At 65.7% G+C, this 18,252-nt stretch carries 17 protein-coding genes; 12 read left to right on the forward strand and 5 right to left on the reverse strand.

Going from position 1 to position 18,252, the window contains the following annotated elements:
- Positions 1-119 precede the first annotated feature (119 nt).
- Positions 120-1,310 (forward strand): ABC transporter substrate-binding protein, encoded by a 1,191-nt coding sequence (locus ACE3QW_RS04365; RefSeq protein WP_374250598.1) that lies wholly within the window; start codon positions 120-122, stop codon positions 1,308-1,310.
- Positions 1,311-1,458: 148 nt separating this feature from the next.
- Positions 1,459-1,935, forward strand: a complete 477-nt coding sequence (locus ACE3QW_RS04370) for a MarR family winged helix-turn-helix transcriptional regulator (protein WP_374250599.1) — start codon at positions 1,459-1,461, stop codon at positions 1,933-1,935.
- Between the two features lie 40 nt (positions 1,936-1,975).
- Here ACE3QW_RS04370 and ACE3QW_RS04375 read toward each other — a convergent pair whose 3' ends face one another.
- Positions 1,976-2,758 carry an enoyl-CoA hydratase/isomerase family protein gene (locus ACE3QW_RS04375; protein WP_250167017.1) on the reverse strand — a complete coding sequence of 261 codons (783 nt, stop codon included), beginning with the start codon at positions 2,756-2,758 and terminating at the stop codon, positions 1,976-1,978.
- 329 nt (positions 2,759-3,087) lie between these two features.
- On the opposite strand from ACE3QW_RS04375, the gene ACE3QW_RS04380 reads away from it, so the two are divergent.
- The 6 genes from ACE3QW_RS04380 (at position 3,088) to ACE3QW_RS04405 (ending at position 10,577) form a co-directional block, all read left to right on the forward strand.
- Positions 3,088-5,109: an FAD-dependent oxidoreductase gene (locus tag ACE3QW_RS04380; RefSeq protein WP_374250600.1), complete on the forward strand. Its 2,022-nt coding sequence runs from the start codon at positions 3,088-3,090 to the stop codon at positions 5,107-5,109.
- Between the two features lie 10 nt (positions 5,110-5,119).
- Positions 5,120-6,772, forward strand: coding sequence for an AMP-binding protein (locus ACE3QW_RS04385; protein ID WP_374250601.1), 1,653 nt, complete (start codon positions 5,120-5,122; stop codon positions 6,770-6,772).
- An 85-nt stretch (positions 6,773-6,857) separates the two neighbouring features.
- Positions 6,858-7,643, forward strand: coding sequence for an enoyl-CoA hydratase-related protein (locus ACE3QW_RS04390; RefSeq protein WP_374250602.1), 786 nt, complete (start codon positions 6,858-6,860; stop codon positions 7,641-7,643).
- Between the two features lie 59 nt (positions 7,644-7,702).
- Positions 7,703-8,557: a MaoC family dehydratase N-terminal domain-containing protein gene (locus ACE3QW_RS04395; protein ID WP_374250603.1), complete on the forward strand. Its 855-nt coding sequence runs from the start codon at positions 7,703-7,705 to the stop codon at positions 8,555-8,557.
- Positions 8,557-9,369, forward strand: a complete 813-nt coding sequence (locus ACE3QW_RS04400) for a CoA ester lyase (protein ID WP_374250604.1) — start codon at positions 8,557-8,559, stop codon at positions 9,367-9,369. Before ACE3QW_RS04395 ends, ACE3QW_RS04400 begins: the two co-directional genes overlap by 1 nt.
- A gap of 197 nt (positions 9,370-9,566) precedes the next feature.
- A complete protein-coding gene (locus ACE3QW_RS04405) occupies positions 9,567-10,577 on the forward strand; it encodes an MBL fold metallo-hydrolase (protein ID WP_374250605.1) in 1,011 nt (336 codons plus the stop codon).
- Between the two features lie 28 nt (positions 10,578-10,605).
- Here the strand turns inward: ACE3QW_RS04405 and ACE3QW_RS04410 are convergent, their stop codons facing one another.
- Positions 10,606-11,577 (reverse strand): 2-hydroxyacid dehydrogenase, encoded by a 972-nt coding sequence (locus tag ACE3QW_RS04410; protein WP_374250606.1) that lies wholly within the window; start codon positions 11,575-11,577, stop codon positions 10,606-10,608.
- A gap of 163 nt (positions 11,578-11,740) precedes the next feature.
- Between ACE3QW_RS04410 and ACE3QW_RS04415 the strand changes: the two genes are divergently transcribed.
- Positions 11,741-12,601 carry an amidohydrolase gene (locus ACE3QW_RS04415; protein ID WP_374250607.1) on the forward strand — a complete coding sequence of 287 codons (861 nt, stop codon included), beginning with the start codon at positions 11,741-11,743 and terminating at the stop codon, positions 12,599-12,601.
- On the opposite strand, the gene ACE3QW_RS04420 is transcribed toward ACE3QW_RS04415, so the two are convergent.
- Genes ACE3QW_RS04420 through ACE3QW_RS04430 form a run of 3 tightly spaced genes read right to left on the reverse strand, consistent with a single transcriptional unit; the run spans position 12,570 to position 15,264 of the window.
- The gene (locus ACE3QW_RS04420) at positions 12,570-13,496 is read right to left on the reverse strand and encodes an NAD(P)/FAD-dependent oxidoreductase (protein WP_374250608.1); all 927 of its coding nucleotides are present in this window, start codon (positions 13,494-13,496) and stop codon (positions 12,570-12,572) included. The genes ACE3QW_RS04415 and ACE3QW_RS04420 overlap by 32 nt on opposite strands.
- A 31-nt stretch (positions 13,497-13,527) precedes the next feature.
- Positions 13,528-14,925: a UGSC family (seleno)protein gene (locus ACE3QW_RS04425; protein WP_374250609.1), complete on the reverse strand. Its 1,398-nt coding sequence runs from the start codon at positions 14,923-14,925 to the stop codon at positions 13,528-13,530.
- 18 nt (positions 14,926-14,943) lie between these two features.
- Positions 14,944-15,264, reverse strand: a complete 321-nt coding sequence (locus ACE3QW_RS04430) for a hypothetical protein (RefSeq protein ID WP_250167028.1) — start codon at positions 15,262-15,264, stop codon at positions 14,944-14,946.
- A gap of 350 nt (positions 15,265-15,614) precedes the next feature.
- On the opposite strand from ACE3QW_RS04430, the gene ACE3QW_RS04435 reads away from it, so the two are divergent.
- The 3 genes from ACE3QW_RS04435 to ACE3QW_RS04445 are packed head-to-tail and all read left to right on the forward strand — an operon-like array spanning position 15,615 to position 18,249.
- Positions 15,615-16,391: an ABC transporter ATP-binding protein gene (locus ACE3QW_RS04435; protein WP_374250610.1), complete on the forward strand. Its 777-nt coding sequence runs from the start codon at positions 15,615-15,617 to the stop codon at positions 16,389-16,391.
- Entirely contained in the window at positions 16,391-17,179 is a 789-nt protein-coding gene (locus ACE3QW_RS04440) for an ABC transporter permease (RefSeq protein WP_374250611.1), read from the forward strand. The genes ACE3QW_RS04435 and ACE3QW_RS04440 overlap by 1 nt, the downstream gene beginning before the upstream one ends.
- Positions 17,176-18,249 carry an ABC transporter substrate-binding protein gene (locus tag ACE3QW_RS04445; protein WP_374250612.1) on the forward strand — a complete coding sequence of 358 codons (1,074 nt, stop codon included), beginning with the start codon at positions 17,176-17,178 and terminating at the stop codon, positions 18,247-18,249. The genes ACE3QW_RS04440 and ACE3QW_RS04445 overlap by 4 nt, the downstream gene beginning before the upstream one ends.
- The last annotated feature ends 3 nt before the right edge of the window (positions 18,250-18,252 follow it).

Consider the following 18,252-nt stretch of genomic DNA (forward strand, 5'->3'; position numbering starts at 1 on the left):
CAAATATAATAATTTAGAATTCCAGACGCTGTCCATCGTGCGTGGTATGCGCAATATATTGACTGAAAGTCAGGCTGCTGACATCGTCGTTTCCCTAACGATAAATGGGGGAAACGACCATGCTCCGGATTGCCGCCGCGATGGCTCTCTCGCTCTTCGCGGGATCCATTGCCTATGCCGAGATGACTGTGAGGGTCGGCGTTCTGACGGATCTCACCGGCCCTTACGCTTCGCTGTCTGGGGAGGGCTCCATCACGGCAACCAAGCTTGCCGCGGAAGAGTTCGAGGCGAGCAATCCGGGCGTCAAGGTCGACGTGATCTTCGGCGACCATCAGAATAAGGCGGACATCGGTTCGGCGATCGTCCGCAAGTGGTACGATCAGGGCGACGTCGATGCGGTGGTGGACATCACCAATTCAGCCGTGGCTTTCGCGGTGAACCAGATCGCGCGCGAGCGCAACAAGGTGTTTCTGGCCTCCGGTCCTGCGAGCCCCGATCTTTACGGGAAGGCCTGCGCGCCTACGACGGTTCTGTGGACATACGATACCTACGCCATGAGTCAGGGGACCGGCCGGGCCCTCGCCAAGTCCGGTGGCAGCAAATGGTTTTTCATTACTGCGGACTATGCATTCGGGCACGCCTTGGAGCGCGACACCACGCGCGTCGTCGAAAGCGAAGGCGGCAAGGTCGTCGGGCAGGTGCGCGCTCCGCTCAATACGGCGGACTTCTCGCCCTTTCTGTTGCAGGCCCAGTCTTCGGGGGCAAACGTGCTCGGGCTCGCCAATGCGGGGCTCGACATGATCAACACGGTCAAGCAGGCCTCGGAGTTCGGCATCGCGCGGTCCGGGATGAAGCTCGCCGGCCTGCTGGTCATGATCACGGATGTGCGCAGCCTCGGCCTCAATGCTGCGCAGGGTCTGGTCGTCACCGAGCCCTTCTACTGGGATCTGAATTCGGCAACGCGAGGGTGGTCCCAGAAGTTTGCCGAGCGGGCGCGGGGCAAGATGCCGAGTTCGGCACAGGCAGGGGCTTATTCCGCCACGCTGCACTACCTGAAGGCGGTCGCGGCGCTCGGCTCCAAGACCGATGGCGCCGAGGTTGTCCGGAAGATGAAGGCGATGCCGACCTCCGATCCGGCCTTCGGCAACGGCATGATCCGCAAGGATGGCCGCAAGCTGCACGACATGTTCGTCTTTGAGGTGAAAACACCCGGCGAATCCAAATCGGAATGGGATCTCTACAAGCTGGTCGCGACCATTGCGCCGGAGCAGGCCTTCAAGCCGATGGGCGACTGCGTGGCGCTGCAGTGAGAGGCGCCCGGAGGCCGCCCGGTGGACCCGCCCGCCGGGCGGTCTCCGCATTGTAATGTGCAGGAGCCGAAAGTAGTTTTGGCTGCGAATGGCTCGGGCGGGTGCTGGCATGGGGCGAAGCGCAACCCGAGCGCATGACGGAACCGAGATGAAGAACCGTTCGACGTCCGCTGCAGCCTCCACAAGCCTCACGGCGCTGCACAACCGGCTGTTTTTTCGCGTTTTCCAGGTCGGAAACATGCTTCAGCGGCAGGCCGCCCAGGAGGTCGGGATCAGCTCTGTTCAGTGGGCTGTCCTGGGGGCCCTCTCAAGTCCTCGCTATCAGGAGGGCATGACGGTGACTCAGCTGGCCGAACACCTGGCGGTCAGCCGGCAGAACCTCGATGGTGTGCTCACCAGGCTGGAACGCGACGGCCATGTCGTTCGCGTGCCCGATGCCACGGACAAGCGCACCCGCCGCGTGACCATGACCGAGGGCGGCTGGGCCTTCTGGAACGGGCTGCAGGCGACGATCGAAGCCTTCTATGCCCAGTCCATCCATGATTTCAGCTTCGACGACAAGGTTGCCTGCGTCCATTTTCTGAACAAGCTGCTCACCAATATGCGGAATGTGAAGCTGGGCTAGGCGGGCGACGCTGGTTCTGCCGGGCGCCCGCCGGCGCTTCCTATGCGTTCACTGGCTGGCGATTGAACTGCGGCGTCCGCTTTTCCCGGAACGCGGCGATCCCTTCCCGTGCATCGGCGGAGACGAAGGCTTCGGCGAGCAGGTCGGCTTCCGCGTCAAGGCCTGCTGCAAGCGGGAGGGTGGATGCCGCCTCGATCGCCTGGCGTGCCAGAAGGCTTGTGCTCCGGCTGAATGCGGTGAAGCGTGCTGCGAAGGCGAGCCCGGCCGCGGTTGCGTCGTCCCCTTCGACGACCGCCTGGACCAGGCCGATGCGCTCGGCTTCCGTGGCATCGATCGTTCGCCCGGAGAGGATGAGCTCGGCGGCACGCGCCGGCCCCACGAGCCGGGGCAGGCGCTGGGTGCCGCCGTATCCGGGGATGAGGCCGAGCTTGATCTCCGGGAGGCCCAGCTTTGCGTCGGGCAGCGCGATGCGGAAGGTGCACGCCATGGCGAGTTCGAGGCCGCCGCCGAGCGCGAAGCCCCGGATGACGGCGATGGACGGCATCGGGAGGTGATCGAGCTTGGCGAACGTCGACTGACCAAGCAGCACCGCGCGGTGCTGCTCTTCCCGTGTGCGGCCCTCGATTTCCTTGATGTCGGCGCCTGCGCAGAAGGCGCGGTCGCCCGCGCCCACGATGACCAGCGCGGAAGCGTGCGAGGCTGCGACGGTATCGAGCGCGCGGCCGATGTCTGCAATCACACCCGCGTTCAGCGCGTTGCGCGCTTCGACGCGGTCGATCACCATGATTGCGACGTCATCACGCCAGTCGATGTGGACCGCCATGGCATTCTCCTCTTTCCGCCAGCGCCGTGCCCGTGAATGTCCGGGTTTGGTGTCAACATATTTACGTGTTTTTCCGCGATGAGCGCAATTCCTTGCGGATATCGAGGTCGGGTGGATGGTGATTTTTAAGGGGGGAAGGCGCCGCTCCGCAGCAGTCTCTCATATGAGAACACATACGTGTGAAACGTGCGTGTAGAATGGTCATCGGGATCGAACCTGCGAGAGGATCAAAGCCGCAGGAGGTGCGAATCCAAATTAAGTAAAGATATTGACGGTTATTCTAGGCGGATCTAGGTTTGGAGAAAATACAAACCGGATCGGGAGGAAAGATGTCGCCGTACCCAAAGCTCATGGAGCCGCTGCACCTTCGCGCCACCACGCTGCGCAATCGCATCGTGATGGGCGCAATGCACACCCGCCTGGAGACCCTCGATCGGGCCAACGAGCGTCTGGCTGCGTTCTACGGCGCGCGGGCCCGTGGCGAGGTCGGTCTGGTGCTGACCGGCGGATACGCGCCCAACCCTGATGGCATCTTCGAGCCGGGGGCTCCGGCCTTTTACGATGCGTCGAGGATGGATGAGCACCGCGCCATCGTCGGTGCCGTCCATGACGGCGGGGCGAAGATCGCGCTTCAGATCGTTCATTCGGGGCGCTATGCCAAGCACGACCGGTGTGTGGGTGCATCCACGCTGCGGTCACGCATCAATCCCATCGGCCCGCGCGCGCTGACGACCGAGGAAGTCTGGCGCACCGTCTCCGATTTCGCAGCCACCGCGGCGCTGGCGCGGGAGGCGGGTTACGACGGCGTCGAGGTCATGGGGTCGGAAGGCTACCTCATCAACCAGTTCACGGCCCCGTTTACCAACCAGCGCGAGGATGAATTCGGCGGCAGTCTGGAAAATCGCGTGCGTTTCCCTGTTGAAATCGTGAAGGCCGTTCGGGAAAAGGCCGGGGACGATTTCCTTCTGATCTATCGCATCTCCGCGGTGGATCTCGTCGAGGGCGGCATGCCCGGCGATGAGGTGCAGGAACTGGCGCGGCGGGTCGAGGCCGCCGGGGCGGACCTCTTCAACACCGGGATCGGCTGGCATGAATCCGCCATACCCACCATCGCGGCCGCAGTGCCTCGCGCGGCCTGGAGCTACGCTGTCCGGAACGTCAAGGAGGCGGTGGGCATTCCCGTCATCGCCTCGAACCGCATCAACACCCCCGACGTCGCGGAAGACATCATCGAAAGCGGCGTGGCCGATCTCGTGTCCATGGCGCGGCCCCTTCTCGCGGACCCCGATTTCGCCCGGAAGGTGCGCCTCGGCCGTGCCGACGAGATCAACACCTGCATCGCCTGCAATCAGGCCTGCCTCGATCGCATCTTCACGGAACGCACGGCCACCTGCCTGGTCAATCCCCGGGCCGGGCGCGAGATCGAATTCGCGGACGCCCCGGCGCTGTCACCGAAGCGGATCGCCGTGGTGGGGGGCGGGCCTGCGGGCATGGCATTCGCCGTGAATGCGGCCGAGCGCGGGCATCAGGTGACGCTCTACGAGGCGGCGAGCGAACTGGGCGGCCAGCTCAACATGGCCCGTGCGGTGCCTGGCAAGAGCGAGTTCAACGAAATGCTGCGCTACTTCCGCACGCGCCTCAAGGCGCTGGCGGTCGAGCTGCGGCTCGGCCACGCCGTGGAGGCGGAGGAGCTGACCCGGGAGAGTTTCGATGAGATCGTGGTGGCCACGGGCGTGCGCCCGCGCCGCCCGGATATCGTCGGCCTCGATCACCCGAAGGTGCTCTCCTACGTGGATGTTCTTTCGCGCAAGGTGCCCGTGGGCCGCCGCGTGGCGATCATCGGGGCCGGCGGCATCGGCTTCGACGTGGCCGAGTATCTTGTGGGAGAGGACAGTGAAGCCCTCGTGCCGGAAACCTTCCTCAGCACCTGGGGGGCGGATGCGGAGCTGCGCAGTGCCGGCGGCCTGACGGAGCCGGCCGGTGAGCGGCCGCCGCCGCGCGAGCTCTTCATGTTCCAGCGCAAGCCGGAGGCGTTGGGCCGGCGGCTCGGCAAGTCGACGGGCTGGATCCTCAAGACGAAGCTCAGGCGCGCCCATGTCGCCATGATCGCCGGCGCCGAATATCGCGCCGTGGACGATGCCGGCCTGCACTATGTCACCGATGGAGTGCCGCACGTCCTCGATGTGGATCAGGTGATCCTGTGCGCGGGCCAGGAATCGGAGCGCACCCTGTACGACCGCCTCGCATCCCTCGGCGCTCCTGTGCGGTTGATCGGAGGAGCGGACGTGGCGGCGGAGCTCGACGCGCTCCGTGCCATCGATCAGGCCACCCATCTCGCCGTCGCCATCTGAGGAGAGCGGCATGACCAGCAAATATGATGTCGGTCTGGAGCGGCGCGGCGCGAACTTCCGGCCGCTCACGCCGCTTCATTTTCTCGACAGGGCTGCCGACGTCTACCCGGACCGCACGGCAGTGATCTACGGCGAGGCGCGCTACACTTGGCGCACGTTCGCGCAGCGTTGCCGGCAACTCGCGTCCGCGCTCATCTCTGCCGGGATCGAGCGGGGCGACACCGTATCCATCTTCTCGCTCAACACGCCGGCCATGCTGGAGGCTCAGTTCGGCATCCCGCTGTCAGGCGCCGTCATCAACTGCCTCAACAGCCGCCTCGATGCGCCTGCGGTCGCTTTCATCCTGGCGCACAGCGAGGCGCGGATCGTCCTCGTCGACCGGCAGCTCGCTCCGGTGGCGCAGGAGGCTCTGCGCTTGATGGAGGCGCCGCCGCGCGTCATCGATATTGACGATCCGGCCGGCGCCGACTTCCCCCTTCTCGGTGACGCCGAATACGAAGCGTTCATTGCCGCCGGGGATCCCGCCGCCGAGCTGCGCTGGCCGGAGGACGAGTGGGACGCCATCGCGCTCAACTACACCTCGGGAACCACCGGCGATCCCAAGGGTGTGGTGTATCACCATCGCGGGGCCTACCTGAACGCCCTCGGCCAGATCATCAACGGGCGGATGACCGGCGCGCGTCCGGTCTATCTGTGGACGCTTCCGCTCTTTCACTGCAACGGCTGGTGCTTCGCCTGGGCGCTGGCGGCGGTGGGCGGCACCCAGATCTGCATGCGCAAGGTTTCCGCCGAGGGCATGTACGAGGCGATTTCCGAGCACGGCGTCACGCTTCTTTGCGGCGCTCCGATCGTGCTCGGCTTCCTCGCCGATGGCGCGCCGTCAGGTTGGACGCGGCCCGCCGCACCAATCCGTGTGCTGTCAGGTGGCGCCTCGCCGCCCGCGCCGGTGTTCAAGCGGCTTGCCGAACTCGGCTTCGAGGTGGTCCATCTCTATGGCATGACGGAGATGCACGGAGTCACCACCCTGTGCGAGCCGCAGGAGGCGTGGGACGACCTCGATATCGACGAGCGCATGAAGCATGTCGCCCGTCAGGGCGTCCGCGCTGTCCTCGCCGATGAAATGATCGTGGGTGACCCGGTGACGCTCCAGCCCGTCCCCCGGGATGGTCAGACCATCGGCGAGGTATTCATGCGCGGCAATATCGCCATGAAGGGCTACCTCAAGAACCCCAGGGCGACCGAGGAGGCGTTCGCGGAGGATTGGTACCATACCGGCGACCTCGCCGTGATCCATGATGACGGCTACATCGAGGTCAAGGACCGCTCCAAGGACATCATCATCTCGGGCGGAGAGAACATCTCTTCCATCGAGGTCGAGGAAGCCCTCTACAGCCATCCCTGGGTTGCCGGCGCAGCCGTGGTGGCTGTACCGGACCCGAAGTGGGGCGAGACCCCCTGTGCGGTCGTGGAGCTGAAGCCCGGCGCGCCGGGCGGCATCACCGAAGCCGACATCATCCGCTACTGTCGCGAGCGGCTCGCCGCCTACAAATGTCCCCGCCATGTGATCTTCGAGCCATTGGTCCGCACGGCGACCGGCAAGCTTCAGAAGTTCAGGCTGAGGACGCACGCGGCCGAGCAGCTCGCCGCAAAGGGCCGGATCTGAGGCGCGGCGCATCCGTCGCCCTCCGCAATCCCCAGGGCTGCCGGCCAATGCGGCAGCTTCATCTCGCACGGACAGGGAGTTCCACATGACCGGTTTCACCGACATCCTCTACGAGGCGTCGGGGGGCGTCGCCCGCATCACCATCAATCGCCCGGACAAGTACAATGCCTTCCGGGGGCAGACCTGCGAGGAGCTCATCACCGCCTTCAACCGGGCCGGCTGGGACAAGTCCGTGGGCGTGATCGTACTCACCGGCGCAGGCGACAAGGCGTTCTGCACCGGTGGCGACCAGTCGGCCCACGACGGCGGCTATGACGGCCGCGGTCTTGTCGGCCTGCCGGTGGAAGACCTGCAGACGGTCATCCGCGACATGCCCAAGCCCGTCATCGCGCGGGTGAACGGCTACGCCATCGGCGGCGGCAATGTGCTGGTGACGTGCTGCGACCTCGCCATCGCGTCGGAGACCGCGCAGTTCGGGCAGGTCGGGCCGAGGGTCGGCTCGGTAGATCCCGGGTTCGGGACCGCCCTGCTCGCCCGCACGGTGGGTGAGAAGAAGGCGCGGGAGATCTGGTATCTCTGCCGGCGCTACAAGGCCCAGGACGCGCTGGAGATGGGGCTGGTGAACCGCGTGGTGCCGGCGGCCGAACTCGATGCGGAAGTGGCCCGGTGGTGCGAAGAAATTCTCGCCTTGAGTCCCACGGCGATCGCCATCGCCAAGCGCTCCTTCAATGCCGATTCCGAATCCATTCGCGGCATCAGCGCCCTCGGGATGCAGACGCTTGCGCTCTACTACGAAACCGCCGAATCCAAGGAGGGCGTGACCGCCTTCATGGAGAAGCGCAAGCCGCGGTTCCGGAACACGGGCGAGTGAAGAGCCTTTCCCGCCGGCTTCGGCCGGCGGGACACCAGGAAAGAGAGACGTGAGGGGCAATGACCGACGTCAGGCAGCTTGATCTTGCCCTTCTGCGCAGCTGGATCGGCCGCGAGGAGACCGCGGAAGAAGTGGTGACGCACGCGCTCGCGGAGCGCTTCCGCGCGACGTTCGGCGAGGGCAGGGGCACGGCCGAGGCATCTGCGACCGCCCCCCGGATGCTGCACTGGTGTCTTGCGCCGCCGGCGGTGCCGATGGGGGAGCTGGGAGCGGACGGCCACCCCGCCCGTGGCGGGTTTCTGCCGCCCGTTCCATTGCCGCGCCGGATGTGGGCTGGCGGCGATTTGGTTTTTCATGGGGAGATTTTGGCGGGTGACGCGGTGCGCCGCACCTCGCGCATCGCGGATGTCTCCGTGAAGGAGGGGCGCAGCGGTCTGCTCTGCTTCGTCACTGTCTGCCATGAGGTGAGCGCCAACGGTCGCGCTGTACTGTCCGAGACGCAGGAGATCGTCTATCGCGATCATCCCGCTGCCGACGCGGGGCCGGCGCGGGGTGGGGCACCGGCTGCGGAGGGAGAGCACAGGCGGAGTATCGATCCTTCTGCGGTGCTCCTGTTCCGCTATTCGGCCCTGACCTTCAACGGCCACCGCATTCACTACGATCTGCCCTATGCGACGCGCACGGAGGGTTATCCCGGCCTCGTGGTGCAGGGACCTCTTCAGGCCACGCTGCTGGCCCGCTTCGCGGAACAGATCCACGGAGCGCCGCCGTCGCGTTTCTCCTTCCGGGGCTTGGCGCCGGCCTATTCGGGTACGCCGCTCGTGCTTCATGCCCAATCGGAAGATGGCGGTCTGAAGCTGTGGAGTGCCGTGGCGGGGGGCCCTGTTTCCATGAGCGCGCGGGCGGACTGGTGATGGCGAGTGACCTCGATTTCTGCGTTCCCATCTTCGTGCCAGCGAACCGGCCGGAGCGGTTTGCCAAGGCGGCAGCGGCGCGGCCCGATGCCATCATCCTCGATCTCGAAGACGCGGTGCCCGACGACGCCAAGGCGACGGCGCGCGCCGGCCTGCGCCGCGACTTCACGGAATTGCCAGTCATCGTCCGCGTCAATGGCGCCGGCACGCCTTGGCACGACGCGGATCTCGCCGCCGTCGCGCGTCTTGCGCCGACGGCCGTGATGCTGCCGAAGGTGGAGCGGGGCGAACAGCTCGATGCCGCGGCTGCGGTGCTCGGGCCGTCGATCCCCATCGTGGCCCTCGTGGAGACCGCGGCGGGGCTGGCGGCTGCCCGCGCCGTCGCATCGCACCCGGCGGTGGGGCGTCTCGCCTTCGGCTCGGTGGATTTCTGCGCCGATCTCGGATGCGCGCACGAGCGCGAGCCGCTGCTTCCGGCGCGCATGGAACTGGTGCTGGCCTCCCGCCTCGCGGGGTGCACGCCCCCGCTGGACGGCGTGACCACGGACATCCGCGACCCCGCGCTTGCGCAGCAGGATGCGCAGCATGCCCGTGCCCTCGGCTTCCGCGGAAAGCTCGCCATCCACCCGCATCAGATCGCTGCCATCCGTGAAGGCTTCCGGCCCAGCGCGGCTGAGATCGCATGGGCCGAGGCGGTGCTCGCCAGCGGGGACGGGGCGCAGAGCGTCGGCGGTGCCATGGTGGACGAACCCGTGCGCAAGCGCGCCCGCGCCATTCTCGCATGGCGGGGGGAGCCCGGCCCGTCGCCGTGACGGAATGCAGGCCCTTGGACAACGGGCGTGCCCGACAGCGCGGTTATGTGGATTATCGCCTTCTGGAACGTCGTAGTGGCGACGAATGCCCTTTCCGGAAACCAATGGGGAAGCCCGCGTTCGGACTGGCCGGGCGCGCGGTGTTCGGGTACGCGTGGGGTTGACGGATCCAGCACCGCTCGGGCCGAAAGGAATGCATGATGACACTCGGCGTGGAAGCGGATGTGGCGGACGGCCTGAGCACGGTGGCACCCGATTTATTGCGCGTGAAGGTGCCGCTGCCCTTCCCGCCGCGGGAGGTGAATGCGTGGCTTCTCCCCGGCCCTGACGGGTGGACGCTGATCGATTCCGGTGTTGACGATGCGCCGACCCGCGCGCTTTACGAGCGCGTGCTGGCAGACCGGCGGCTCGGCGGCAGGCCCGTTGACCGGCTTCTCGTCACCCATTTCCATCCGGACCACGTCGGTCTCGCCGGTTGGCTCCACGCGCGTACCGGTGCCGAGATCCACATGAGCCGGGTGGAGTGGATGCAGGCCCGTCTGCTGCTGAATGAGCGGTCGGAGGAGGTGATTCCCCAGCTCGTGTCGCATTTCGGTCGGTGCGGCGCTCCGGAAGCGTTTCTGGGGTTTCTAGAACAGCGTGGCATCTTCTATCACCAATGGGTGGGACCGTTGCCGCGCCGATACCACCGGCTCCAGGAGGGGGATACGGTCAGCCTCGCGGGTACCGCGTGGCGGGTCATGATCGGCGAGGGTCACGCCCCGGAGATGGTCTGCCTGTACAGCGCGGAGCGCCGGACCCTCATCGCTGCGGATCAGATTCTTGAGCGGATTTCGCCGCATATCGGCACGCATCCGTCCGATCCGCGCGCCGACCCGCTGGGGGCGTTCCTGTTGTCTCTCGAGAAGTTCGAGGCATTGCCCGAGGACACGTTCGTGCTGCCGTCCCATGGCGAGCCATTCCACGGACTGCATGCGCGCATCGCTGCGCTGCGGGCGCATCACGCGGACCGCCTTGCGATGTTGCTGGACTTCTGCGCGGTCCCGCGGACGGCAATGGACACGCTTGAGGTGCTGTTCCGCCCCCTGCCGATGGAGCAGTTCGGTTTCGCCCTCAGCGAAGCCCTGGCGCATCTGCACCATCTGGAGCGCCTGGGGAAGATCGATCGCGATCTTTCCGGGGATCAGTGGACGTTCGTGCGGCGCTGACGGGCAGGGCGGTTCCGGCCCGCGAGGGCTACAGCGGAACCTGTTCCAGCAAGGGCTGGCCCGCAAAGAAGCCGCGGATGTTGCCGAAGATGAAGTCGGCCTTTTCCCCGGTCGTCTCCACCTGCCCGGCACCGATATGAGGGGTCAGCACCACGTTGGGGAGCCGCAACAGGGCAGATGCAGGCGAGGGGGGCTCCTGGGTGAACACATCGAGGCCCGCGCCGCCAAGATGCCCGCTGCGAAGCGCATCAACGAGGGCTTCCTCGTCCACGAGCAGCCCGCGCGCCGTGTTGACGAGGAAAGAACCGGGCTTCATCCGCATCAACTCCCGCCGTCCGATGATGTGCCGCGTTTGCGGCGTCCCCGGCAGGTGGAGGCTCACGATGTCGCTCGTCTCAAGCAGCGTATCCAGCGCGACGTAACGGAATCCGGTCTCTTGCCAGGTGGCATCGGGCGCGGAGCGGGAGTAGCAGAGGCCTTCGACATCGAAGGGCCGGAGCAGCTTCGCGAGCTGCCGGGCGATGCGGCCCATGCCGACGAGGCCGACCGTGCGTCCGCGGAACACGTGGGATACGGAGCGCAGTTCGACGTGCAGGAATTCGCCCCGGCGCATCGCGGCGTCGGCGTGCGAAAGATGCCTCTGCGCCGCGAGAATGAGCATCAAGGCATGCTCGGCCACCGCGTCCGCCGTTGCCGTCGGACAGCAGGCGAGGGCGATGCCGCGACGTTTGAGGACCTCCCAGGCCACGCGGTCATGCCAGCCGACCCCGACCATGTGCACCAACTTGAGGCGGGGAGCGAGGCTCAGCGTCGCCTCGTCCACCGGCTCGCCGCCGCTCACGATGGCATCCGCCGTGGGAAGGGCTTCCGCGCGGGCCTGAGCGGTATCGGGCAGCACGAGATCGAATGCATCCGGACAGCGCCGCGACAGCAGCGCCCGCATGCGCTCATCGACGGTCCCGAGGTAAAGCACGCGCGGGCGATGCAGATCGGCTGACACGGGTGCGTCCCCTCAGAGGTGGGTACACCTGCGCTGGTAGGCCTGAGGCGGCGTTGCAGCAAGGCCGTTTGTCCCATCCTCCTGGGTTAAATGGCACGACGGCTTGAGGGGGCGGGCGCGCGGCTTGTTCAATGAGGCTCTTCCTGCCGCTGGAGCACCCGCCGTGATCGTCGATAGCCAGATCCATGTCTGGGCTGCGGAAACACCCGATCGCCCCTGGCCGGCCGAGCGTATGAGCCATCCTCAAAGGAGCGCCCCGTTTCTGCCGTCCGATGCGCTCTGCGAAATGGATGCGGCGGGTGTCGCCGGCGCGGTTCTCGTTCCGCCGACCTGGGAGGGTGACAGGAATGATCTCGCCCTCGCCGCAGCCCGCGCGCACCCCGGACGCTTCACCGTCATGGGCCGCCTCGCACTGGATGCGCCCGACGCGCGGGACCTCGTGGCCGGCTGGCGCGATCACCCGGGGCTCTCCGGCTTCAGGCTCACCTTCCACACGCCGGCGTTGCGCCGCCATCTCGATGACCCGTCTGCCTCATGGCTGTGGCGGTCCCTCGAAGACTCCGGCGCACCCGTCATGATTTCCGTGTCCGGCATGGCGCGTGCGCTCCAGCCGGTCGCCGAGCGCTACGAGGGGCTGAGGATCGCGGTCTGCCATCTGGCGAGACCGATCGGCGGCCAGGACGAGGCAGGCTTTGCCGACCTTGACGATCTGCTTGCCCTCAGCCGGTTCGCCCATGTCTCGGTGAAGGCTTCGGCAACACCCTGCAACACGCGGGATGCCTATCCCTTCCCCCGCGTGCAGCGTCATCTCCTGAGGGTCCGCGATCATTTCGGGGCCGAGCGGATATTCTGGGGATCGGACCTCACGCGCCTGCCCTGCACCTACCGCCAATGCATCGATCTTTTCGCTGAGGCCCTGCCGGGCCTCAGCGAACCGGAGCGTGCACAGATCCTCGGGCGCTCTCTCTGTCGCTGGCTGAACTGGACGCCCACTAGTCCCGGAAGCGGGGCGCGATCGCCTTGATGACGGCGGCGGCTTCGCCTGCTGCGGCCGCAAGTTCGCCGCAGTATCCGTCCCGCACCGCACCGATTGCCCAGATGCCCGGCGACGTGGTGGCGAAACCGTCGTTTGCACATACGTGGCCGGTGTCCGTGCGGGCGACGTCCATGGGCAGGAATTCGCTGTTCGGGATGCCGCCGATGAGCGGAAACACACCACGGCAGGCCACCTCCTCCAGTCGCCCGCTGCTGCAATCACGCAGGCGGACGCCCGAAAGTCCGTCATCACCCAGCAGGGCATCGACCTCCATGCCCCAGATGAAGCGCAGGTTTGCCTTGCCGGTGGCGCGATCAACGAGAGAGCGGCGTGCGCGCGCATTTCCCCGGACCACGACGGCCACTTCTCGGCAGATGTCGGCCAGCGCGGCCGCGGCTTGAAATGCGGCATCGCCGCCGCCGACGACCAGAACATCGCGCCCTCGGTAGAAGCCTCCGTCGCACGCCACGCAATGAGAAAGCCCGCGCCCCGCCCAAGAGGCTTCGTGTGGCACGTTCAGCAGGCGCCTGCGGCATCCGCTCGCCACGACGACCGCGCGGCACCGATGCGCGCCCGCTTCAGTGGCAACCCGCCTCAGCGCGCCTTCCTGCTCGATCGCGATCACATCCGCCTCCACGAGGGTGACGCCCGACTGGACCGTCGCTTCCAGCAGGCTCGCAGCGAGACCGTGGCCGGAGACGGGCGCGATGGATGGGAAGCCATCGACCCGGTCCAGGGTGGCAACCTGCCCGCCAAACAGGGGGCTCGCCTCGACGAGGACGACGGACATGCCGGTCTGCGCGGCATGCCAGGCCGCAGTCAGGCCGGCGATGCCGCCGCCGATGACCGCCACATCGTGAGCCTGGCGCTTGCGCATGGTCATGCCGGAGGTCTCCTCGCGTCGCTTCGCCGCCTCATGCATCGCGCCCCGCAATCAAATCGTCCCAGGCACGGGGCAGCAGGATGCGCTTGCCCACGGGATAGCCGAGCGTGCCATTGTGGGAGAGCGTGTAGGCGTTCGTCCGCATGGGGTCTCCAGTCACCGCGATGGTGAAGTCGTCCGGGTGGAAGACCCGCGGCACGAGCCGTCCGGGATCGTCCGATGTATGGAATGATTTGGGGACCTTCCCGAGCCGCGCCAGGGCGGCGAGATCGCAATCCACGTGGTTCGTCCAGTCGCGCATCAGGCGTTCGAGCTTTTCGGCAGGCATGCGCGCATAATCGAACAGATAGCGCTTCACGTCCTGCTTGGACCAGCCGGCGCCGGCAAGGCGCTCCGCCAGGATGGGGCTGAGGAGCAGCATCGGCCGCAGCATCCCGAACGTGGCGCTCATGGTGAAGGTCATCTGCCAGGAGGTCTGGCGGAGGATCGCATCCGCGATGTAGGGCAGCATCGCCTCGGGTGTGTCGCCGTTGACCGAGACGATCACGTCGCCGCCAGTGTAGCGAGCAAGGCTCACCACGTTCTCGCCGCGGCTGAAGCCGAACTCCGCGCTCATCGGCTCCCAGCCGATGCGCGCGAGCACGTCCTCGTTCTCCGCGATCGCCACCCGCCATGTGCCGCCGAAGGTCGCCTTGTCGGTCTTGTGCGGCAGGAAGCCCGCGACATTCCTCAGAAGAAGACGGAGGAACCGTCCGACGGACGTATTCGCCCTGAAGCCGTCACGCATCACCCCCTGCTCGAAATTGAATCCGAGCTGTTTGATGATAGGTCCATTGACGACGATGAGGGTTTCTGCGCCGGGTGTGTTGCCGCTGTGCTCGACGCCATATTCGGGATCGCACAAGGCCTCGGCGATGGCCAGCAGCACGGGCATGTATCGAGGGGCGCAGCCCGCCATCACGCCGTTCACCGCCACGCTCCACACGCTGGCGTTCCGCTGGTCCGGGAGCATCACGCCAAGGCTCGCGTCCGGCGCCAAATCCGTAAAGCGGAGGAAGGCCTCCACGCGGTCGAGGGTCGGCGGGACGACGGGGAGGCCGTCGCTCCATTCGTTCTCCTCGAAACAGGTGTTCACGGCGTCAAAGGATCCGGCGAACACGACGGATCGCTGCGCGGGCTCGGTGGACAGGACGGCGGCCTGGGGCTGTCGCGTGAGATTTTCCACGATCTGCGGGAAGGTCACGTCCGCAATGTTGCGTGCAAGCTCTTCGTCGCTCTGCACGCCGGGGGGGCCAGGGATCGCGGCAACCGGAAGGTTGGGCATGCCAAGGCCCACCGCGGTGAACGCGGCCTGTTGCAGAAAGCCCTCGCAAACCAGTGTCGAGGACGGGATGCCTGCAGCCTCACACGCCGCGCTGGCCCGCAACACGGCGGGCGTGCAACTCCCTCAACACCCCAGACCGGAAATGGCGGCGACCGCGCCGAGCGCGGTGAGCCGGCTTCCCAGCTGGGCAACGAGCGCTTGCTCGTCGTTTCCATGAATGTTGCCGATCTCCCTCCAATGGATGAATTCCACGCCGGGGAACCGCTCCCGGAGCAATTGCTCCAATTGGAGGAAGATGCGGTCGCCCTTGAAGAGATAATCCCAAAGCTGAACGATCTTTAGACCCGACAGATCGGACGTGCGGGGCGCCAGCGGCTTGAGACTGCCGCGGCGTTCTCCGCGCGGCCAGACCACCTCGAAATGGCCGTCAGTGCACTTCGGCATTTCACTCTCCCCGTTTGTCGGAGAAGGATCCGATCGCGGGTTAGCGCGTCAAGGTCTCGCGCCCTGCGATGGCGTAAATCCCAGCCATGTGGTGTTCACAAGGCTCCGTTCGCAAGCGCCGGCGGCATTGTCCGGCGTTCCGGGCTCGCGGCTTCCGGCAACGTTAAACTCCACATCCATGCGCAAAATCCGCACGCGGAGCAAAGCCGGGGGACGCGCTGGACAACGCTCGTCCGCGCCGTTCACAGTGACGGCGGATGCAGTGCGATGCCCAATGGGCAACCAGGCTGATCGCCGGCGCAAGAAGCAAGCAATAACCACCGCTGACCCACCCGGGAGGAGAGGATATCTTGACCGCGAAGGCTGCCATTCGGGTGCACGGTCTTACCAAGTGTTATGGTGTCGGGAGTGGAGCGCTGGTCGCGTTGAGCGATATCGGCTTCTCTGTTGGCGAAGGAGAGTTTACGGTCTTCGTCGGACCGTCGGGGTGCGGAAAGTCCACCCTGCTGAAAATTCTGGTGGGTCTCGACCGCGCAACGGCCGGGACCGCCGAGATCCAAGGAGAAGCGATCACCGGGCCGAGGCGCGACACAGGCGTGGTGTTTCAATCGCCGGTCCTGTTTCCGTGGCGGACCGTGCTGGACAATGTCCTGTTGCCCATCGACGTGCTCCGGCTCGACCGGAAGCAGCATCTGGCCACGGCGCGCGAGCTGCTTTCGATGGCCGGCCTTTCCAGCTTCGAGCGGCACTATCCCTGGCAATTGTCGGGCGGCATGCAGCAGCGCGTCGGGATCGTGCGCGCGCTTGTGCATGATCCCAAGCTGCTGCTCATGGACGAGCCCTTTGGAGCCCTCGACGCGCTGACGCGCGAAAACATGAACATGGAGTTGCAGCGCATCTGGATGGAGCGCCGCAAGACCGTGATCTTCATCACCCACTCCATCACGGAGGCGGTGTTGCTGGCTGATCGCGTGCTCGTCATGACGCCGCGCCCCGGCCGCATCGTCAGGGATATCAGAATCGACATTCCGCGGCCGCGCGACCTTTCGGTCGCCAATACGCCCCTGTTCGGAGAATACGTGCGCGAGGTTCGCGAACTTCTGAACGCCACCGGAGCAATAGATTGATGTTCGGCATCCAGCATCACGTTCTACGGCTGCTTTTCATGGTGGCCGTCATTCTCGGCTGGGAATTCCTGGCCCGCTTTTTCGAAGTCCCCGCCTTTATCCTGCCCACCCCGAGCGCCATCGCCGTGGCATTGGTCAGGGGCGTGCAGTCGGGTCTCTACATCTCGAATGCCTGGGTCACCCTCGCGGAGACCTTCCTCGGCTTTCTGCTCGGCGTTTTTCTTGCGCTGTCTCTGGGCACGGTCGTCGCGCTGAGCCGCCGGACGGAATTCTACCTCTATCCGTTCATCGTGATGTTCCAGTCCATGCCGAAGGTGGCGCTGGCTCCCATCGTGGTCATCTGGTTCGGGCTGGGCATGACCTCCAAAGTGGTCAGCGCCGCGCTCGTCGCCTTCTTTCCGCTCATGGTGAACACGATCGCCGGGCTTCGCTCCACCGACCCCGATCGCCTCAGTCTCATGAAGAGCCTCAACGCCAGCCCGCTCCAGATCTTCACCATGCTCCAGTTCCCGAACGCGCTCCCGTACATCATGGCCGGCATCGAGGTGGCGATGATTTTTTCGCTTATCGGAGCGATCGTCGCCGAGTTCGTGGGCGCGGAGGCAGGGCTTGGCATGCTGATCCAGAGCATGAACCTGTCTCTCGACGTGGCGGGGCAGTTCTCAATCCTGATCATACTTTCCTTCTTCGGGCTGGGATTCAGCGTGATCCTGCGCCTTCTAAAGAAAAAGATGCTCTTCTGGGATGCATCCAGCCGTTCCGAAAAGAAGGGAGGAGAAGTCGCATGAAGAAGAACATCCTTTGGACGGTGGCCGCGTCATGCGTGGTCGCCATCGGGGCCACGCTCCATGTGGCTGCAGCGCCTGCGCTGGAGACAGTGAAGATTGGCATTTGCACGCCAGCCTTGACCAAGGGCGTGGCCCCGTTCGCTGTTGCCGAGAAGATGGGCTACCTCGCCGCAGAGGGATACAGGGTGGACTTGGTCGCGGCCGGCACTGCGACGGACTGCGCGAAGTATGTCGCGACCAGGCAATTCCCCTACGCCCAGTTCTCAATCGAACCGATCGTCACCATGCGCCAGCAGGGCGTGAAGATGACGACTTTCTATACGCACAACCAGGGCAATGTGTATGGCATAGCGGTGCCGGAAGACAGTCCGATCAAGAGCATTTCGGACCTGAAAGGCAAGAAGGTCGGCGTGACGTCGCTCAGCTCCGTGGGCGTGTTCGTTGCCCGCGCGCTGCTGCAGCAGGCGGGGTTGCAGCCCACGGATTTCACCCCGGTCGTGGTCGGCCAGGGTGCGCAGACGGCCGAACTCCTGCGCAGCAAGCAGGTCGATGCCCTGAGTGCCTACGACACCCAGTTCGCCCTGGTGCGGAATGCCGGCGTGCCGATGCGGGAACTGCCCGTGCCGGACGAGTTTTCCGGCATGCCAACAACGGGCTTCGTCGCCCTGGAAAGCGTGTTGCAGGCCAATCCCAAGACTGCGGAAGCGATTGGCCGGGCCTGGGCCATGGGCACGGTCTTCGCGATGGCCAACCCGGCCGCGGCGGTCAGGATGACCTGGGAGCAGTATCCCCAGACGAAGCCCTCCGGGAAATCGGATGAGCAGGCGCTGGCCGATGACCTCAGCGTCCTGAAGGCGCGCCTCGAGAACCTGAAGCTTGAGAAAAGCCATGTTACCCGCTGGGGCGAGAACAACCCGGCTTCCTATAAGCGATATCTGGATTTTATCACCAAGTGGAACATCGTGAAGCCGGGTGTGGATGCGTCAGAAGTCTTCACAAACGCATATGTCGCAGGTTTCAATACGTTCGATGTGGCCAAGGTCGAGGCGCAGGCCAAGGCTTACCGCTGAACG

This window comes from Xanthobacter sp., assembly GCF_041911315.1.
GTDB lineage: Bacteria > Pseudomonadota > Alphaproteobacteria > Rhizobiales > Xanthobacteraceae > Xanthobacter > Xanthobacter aminoxidans.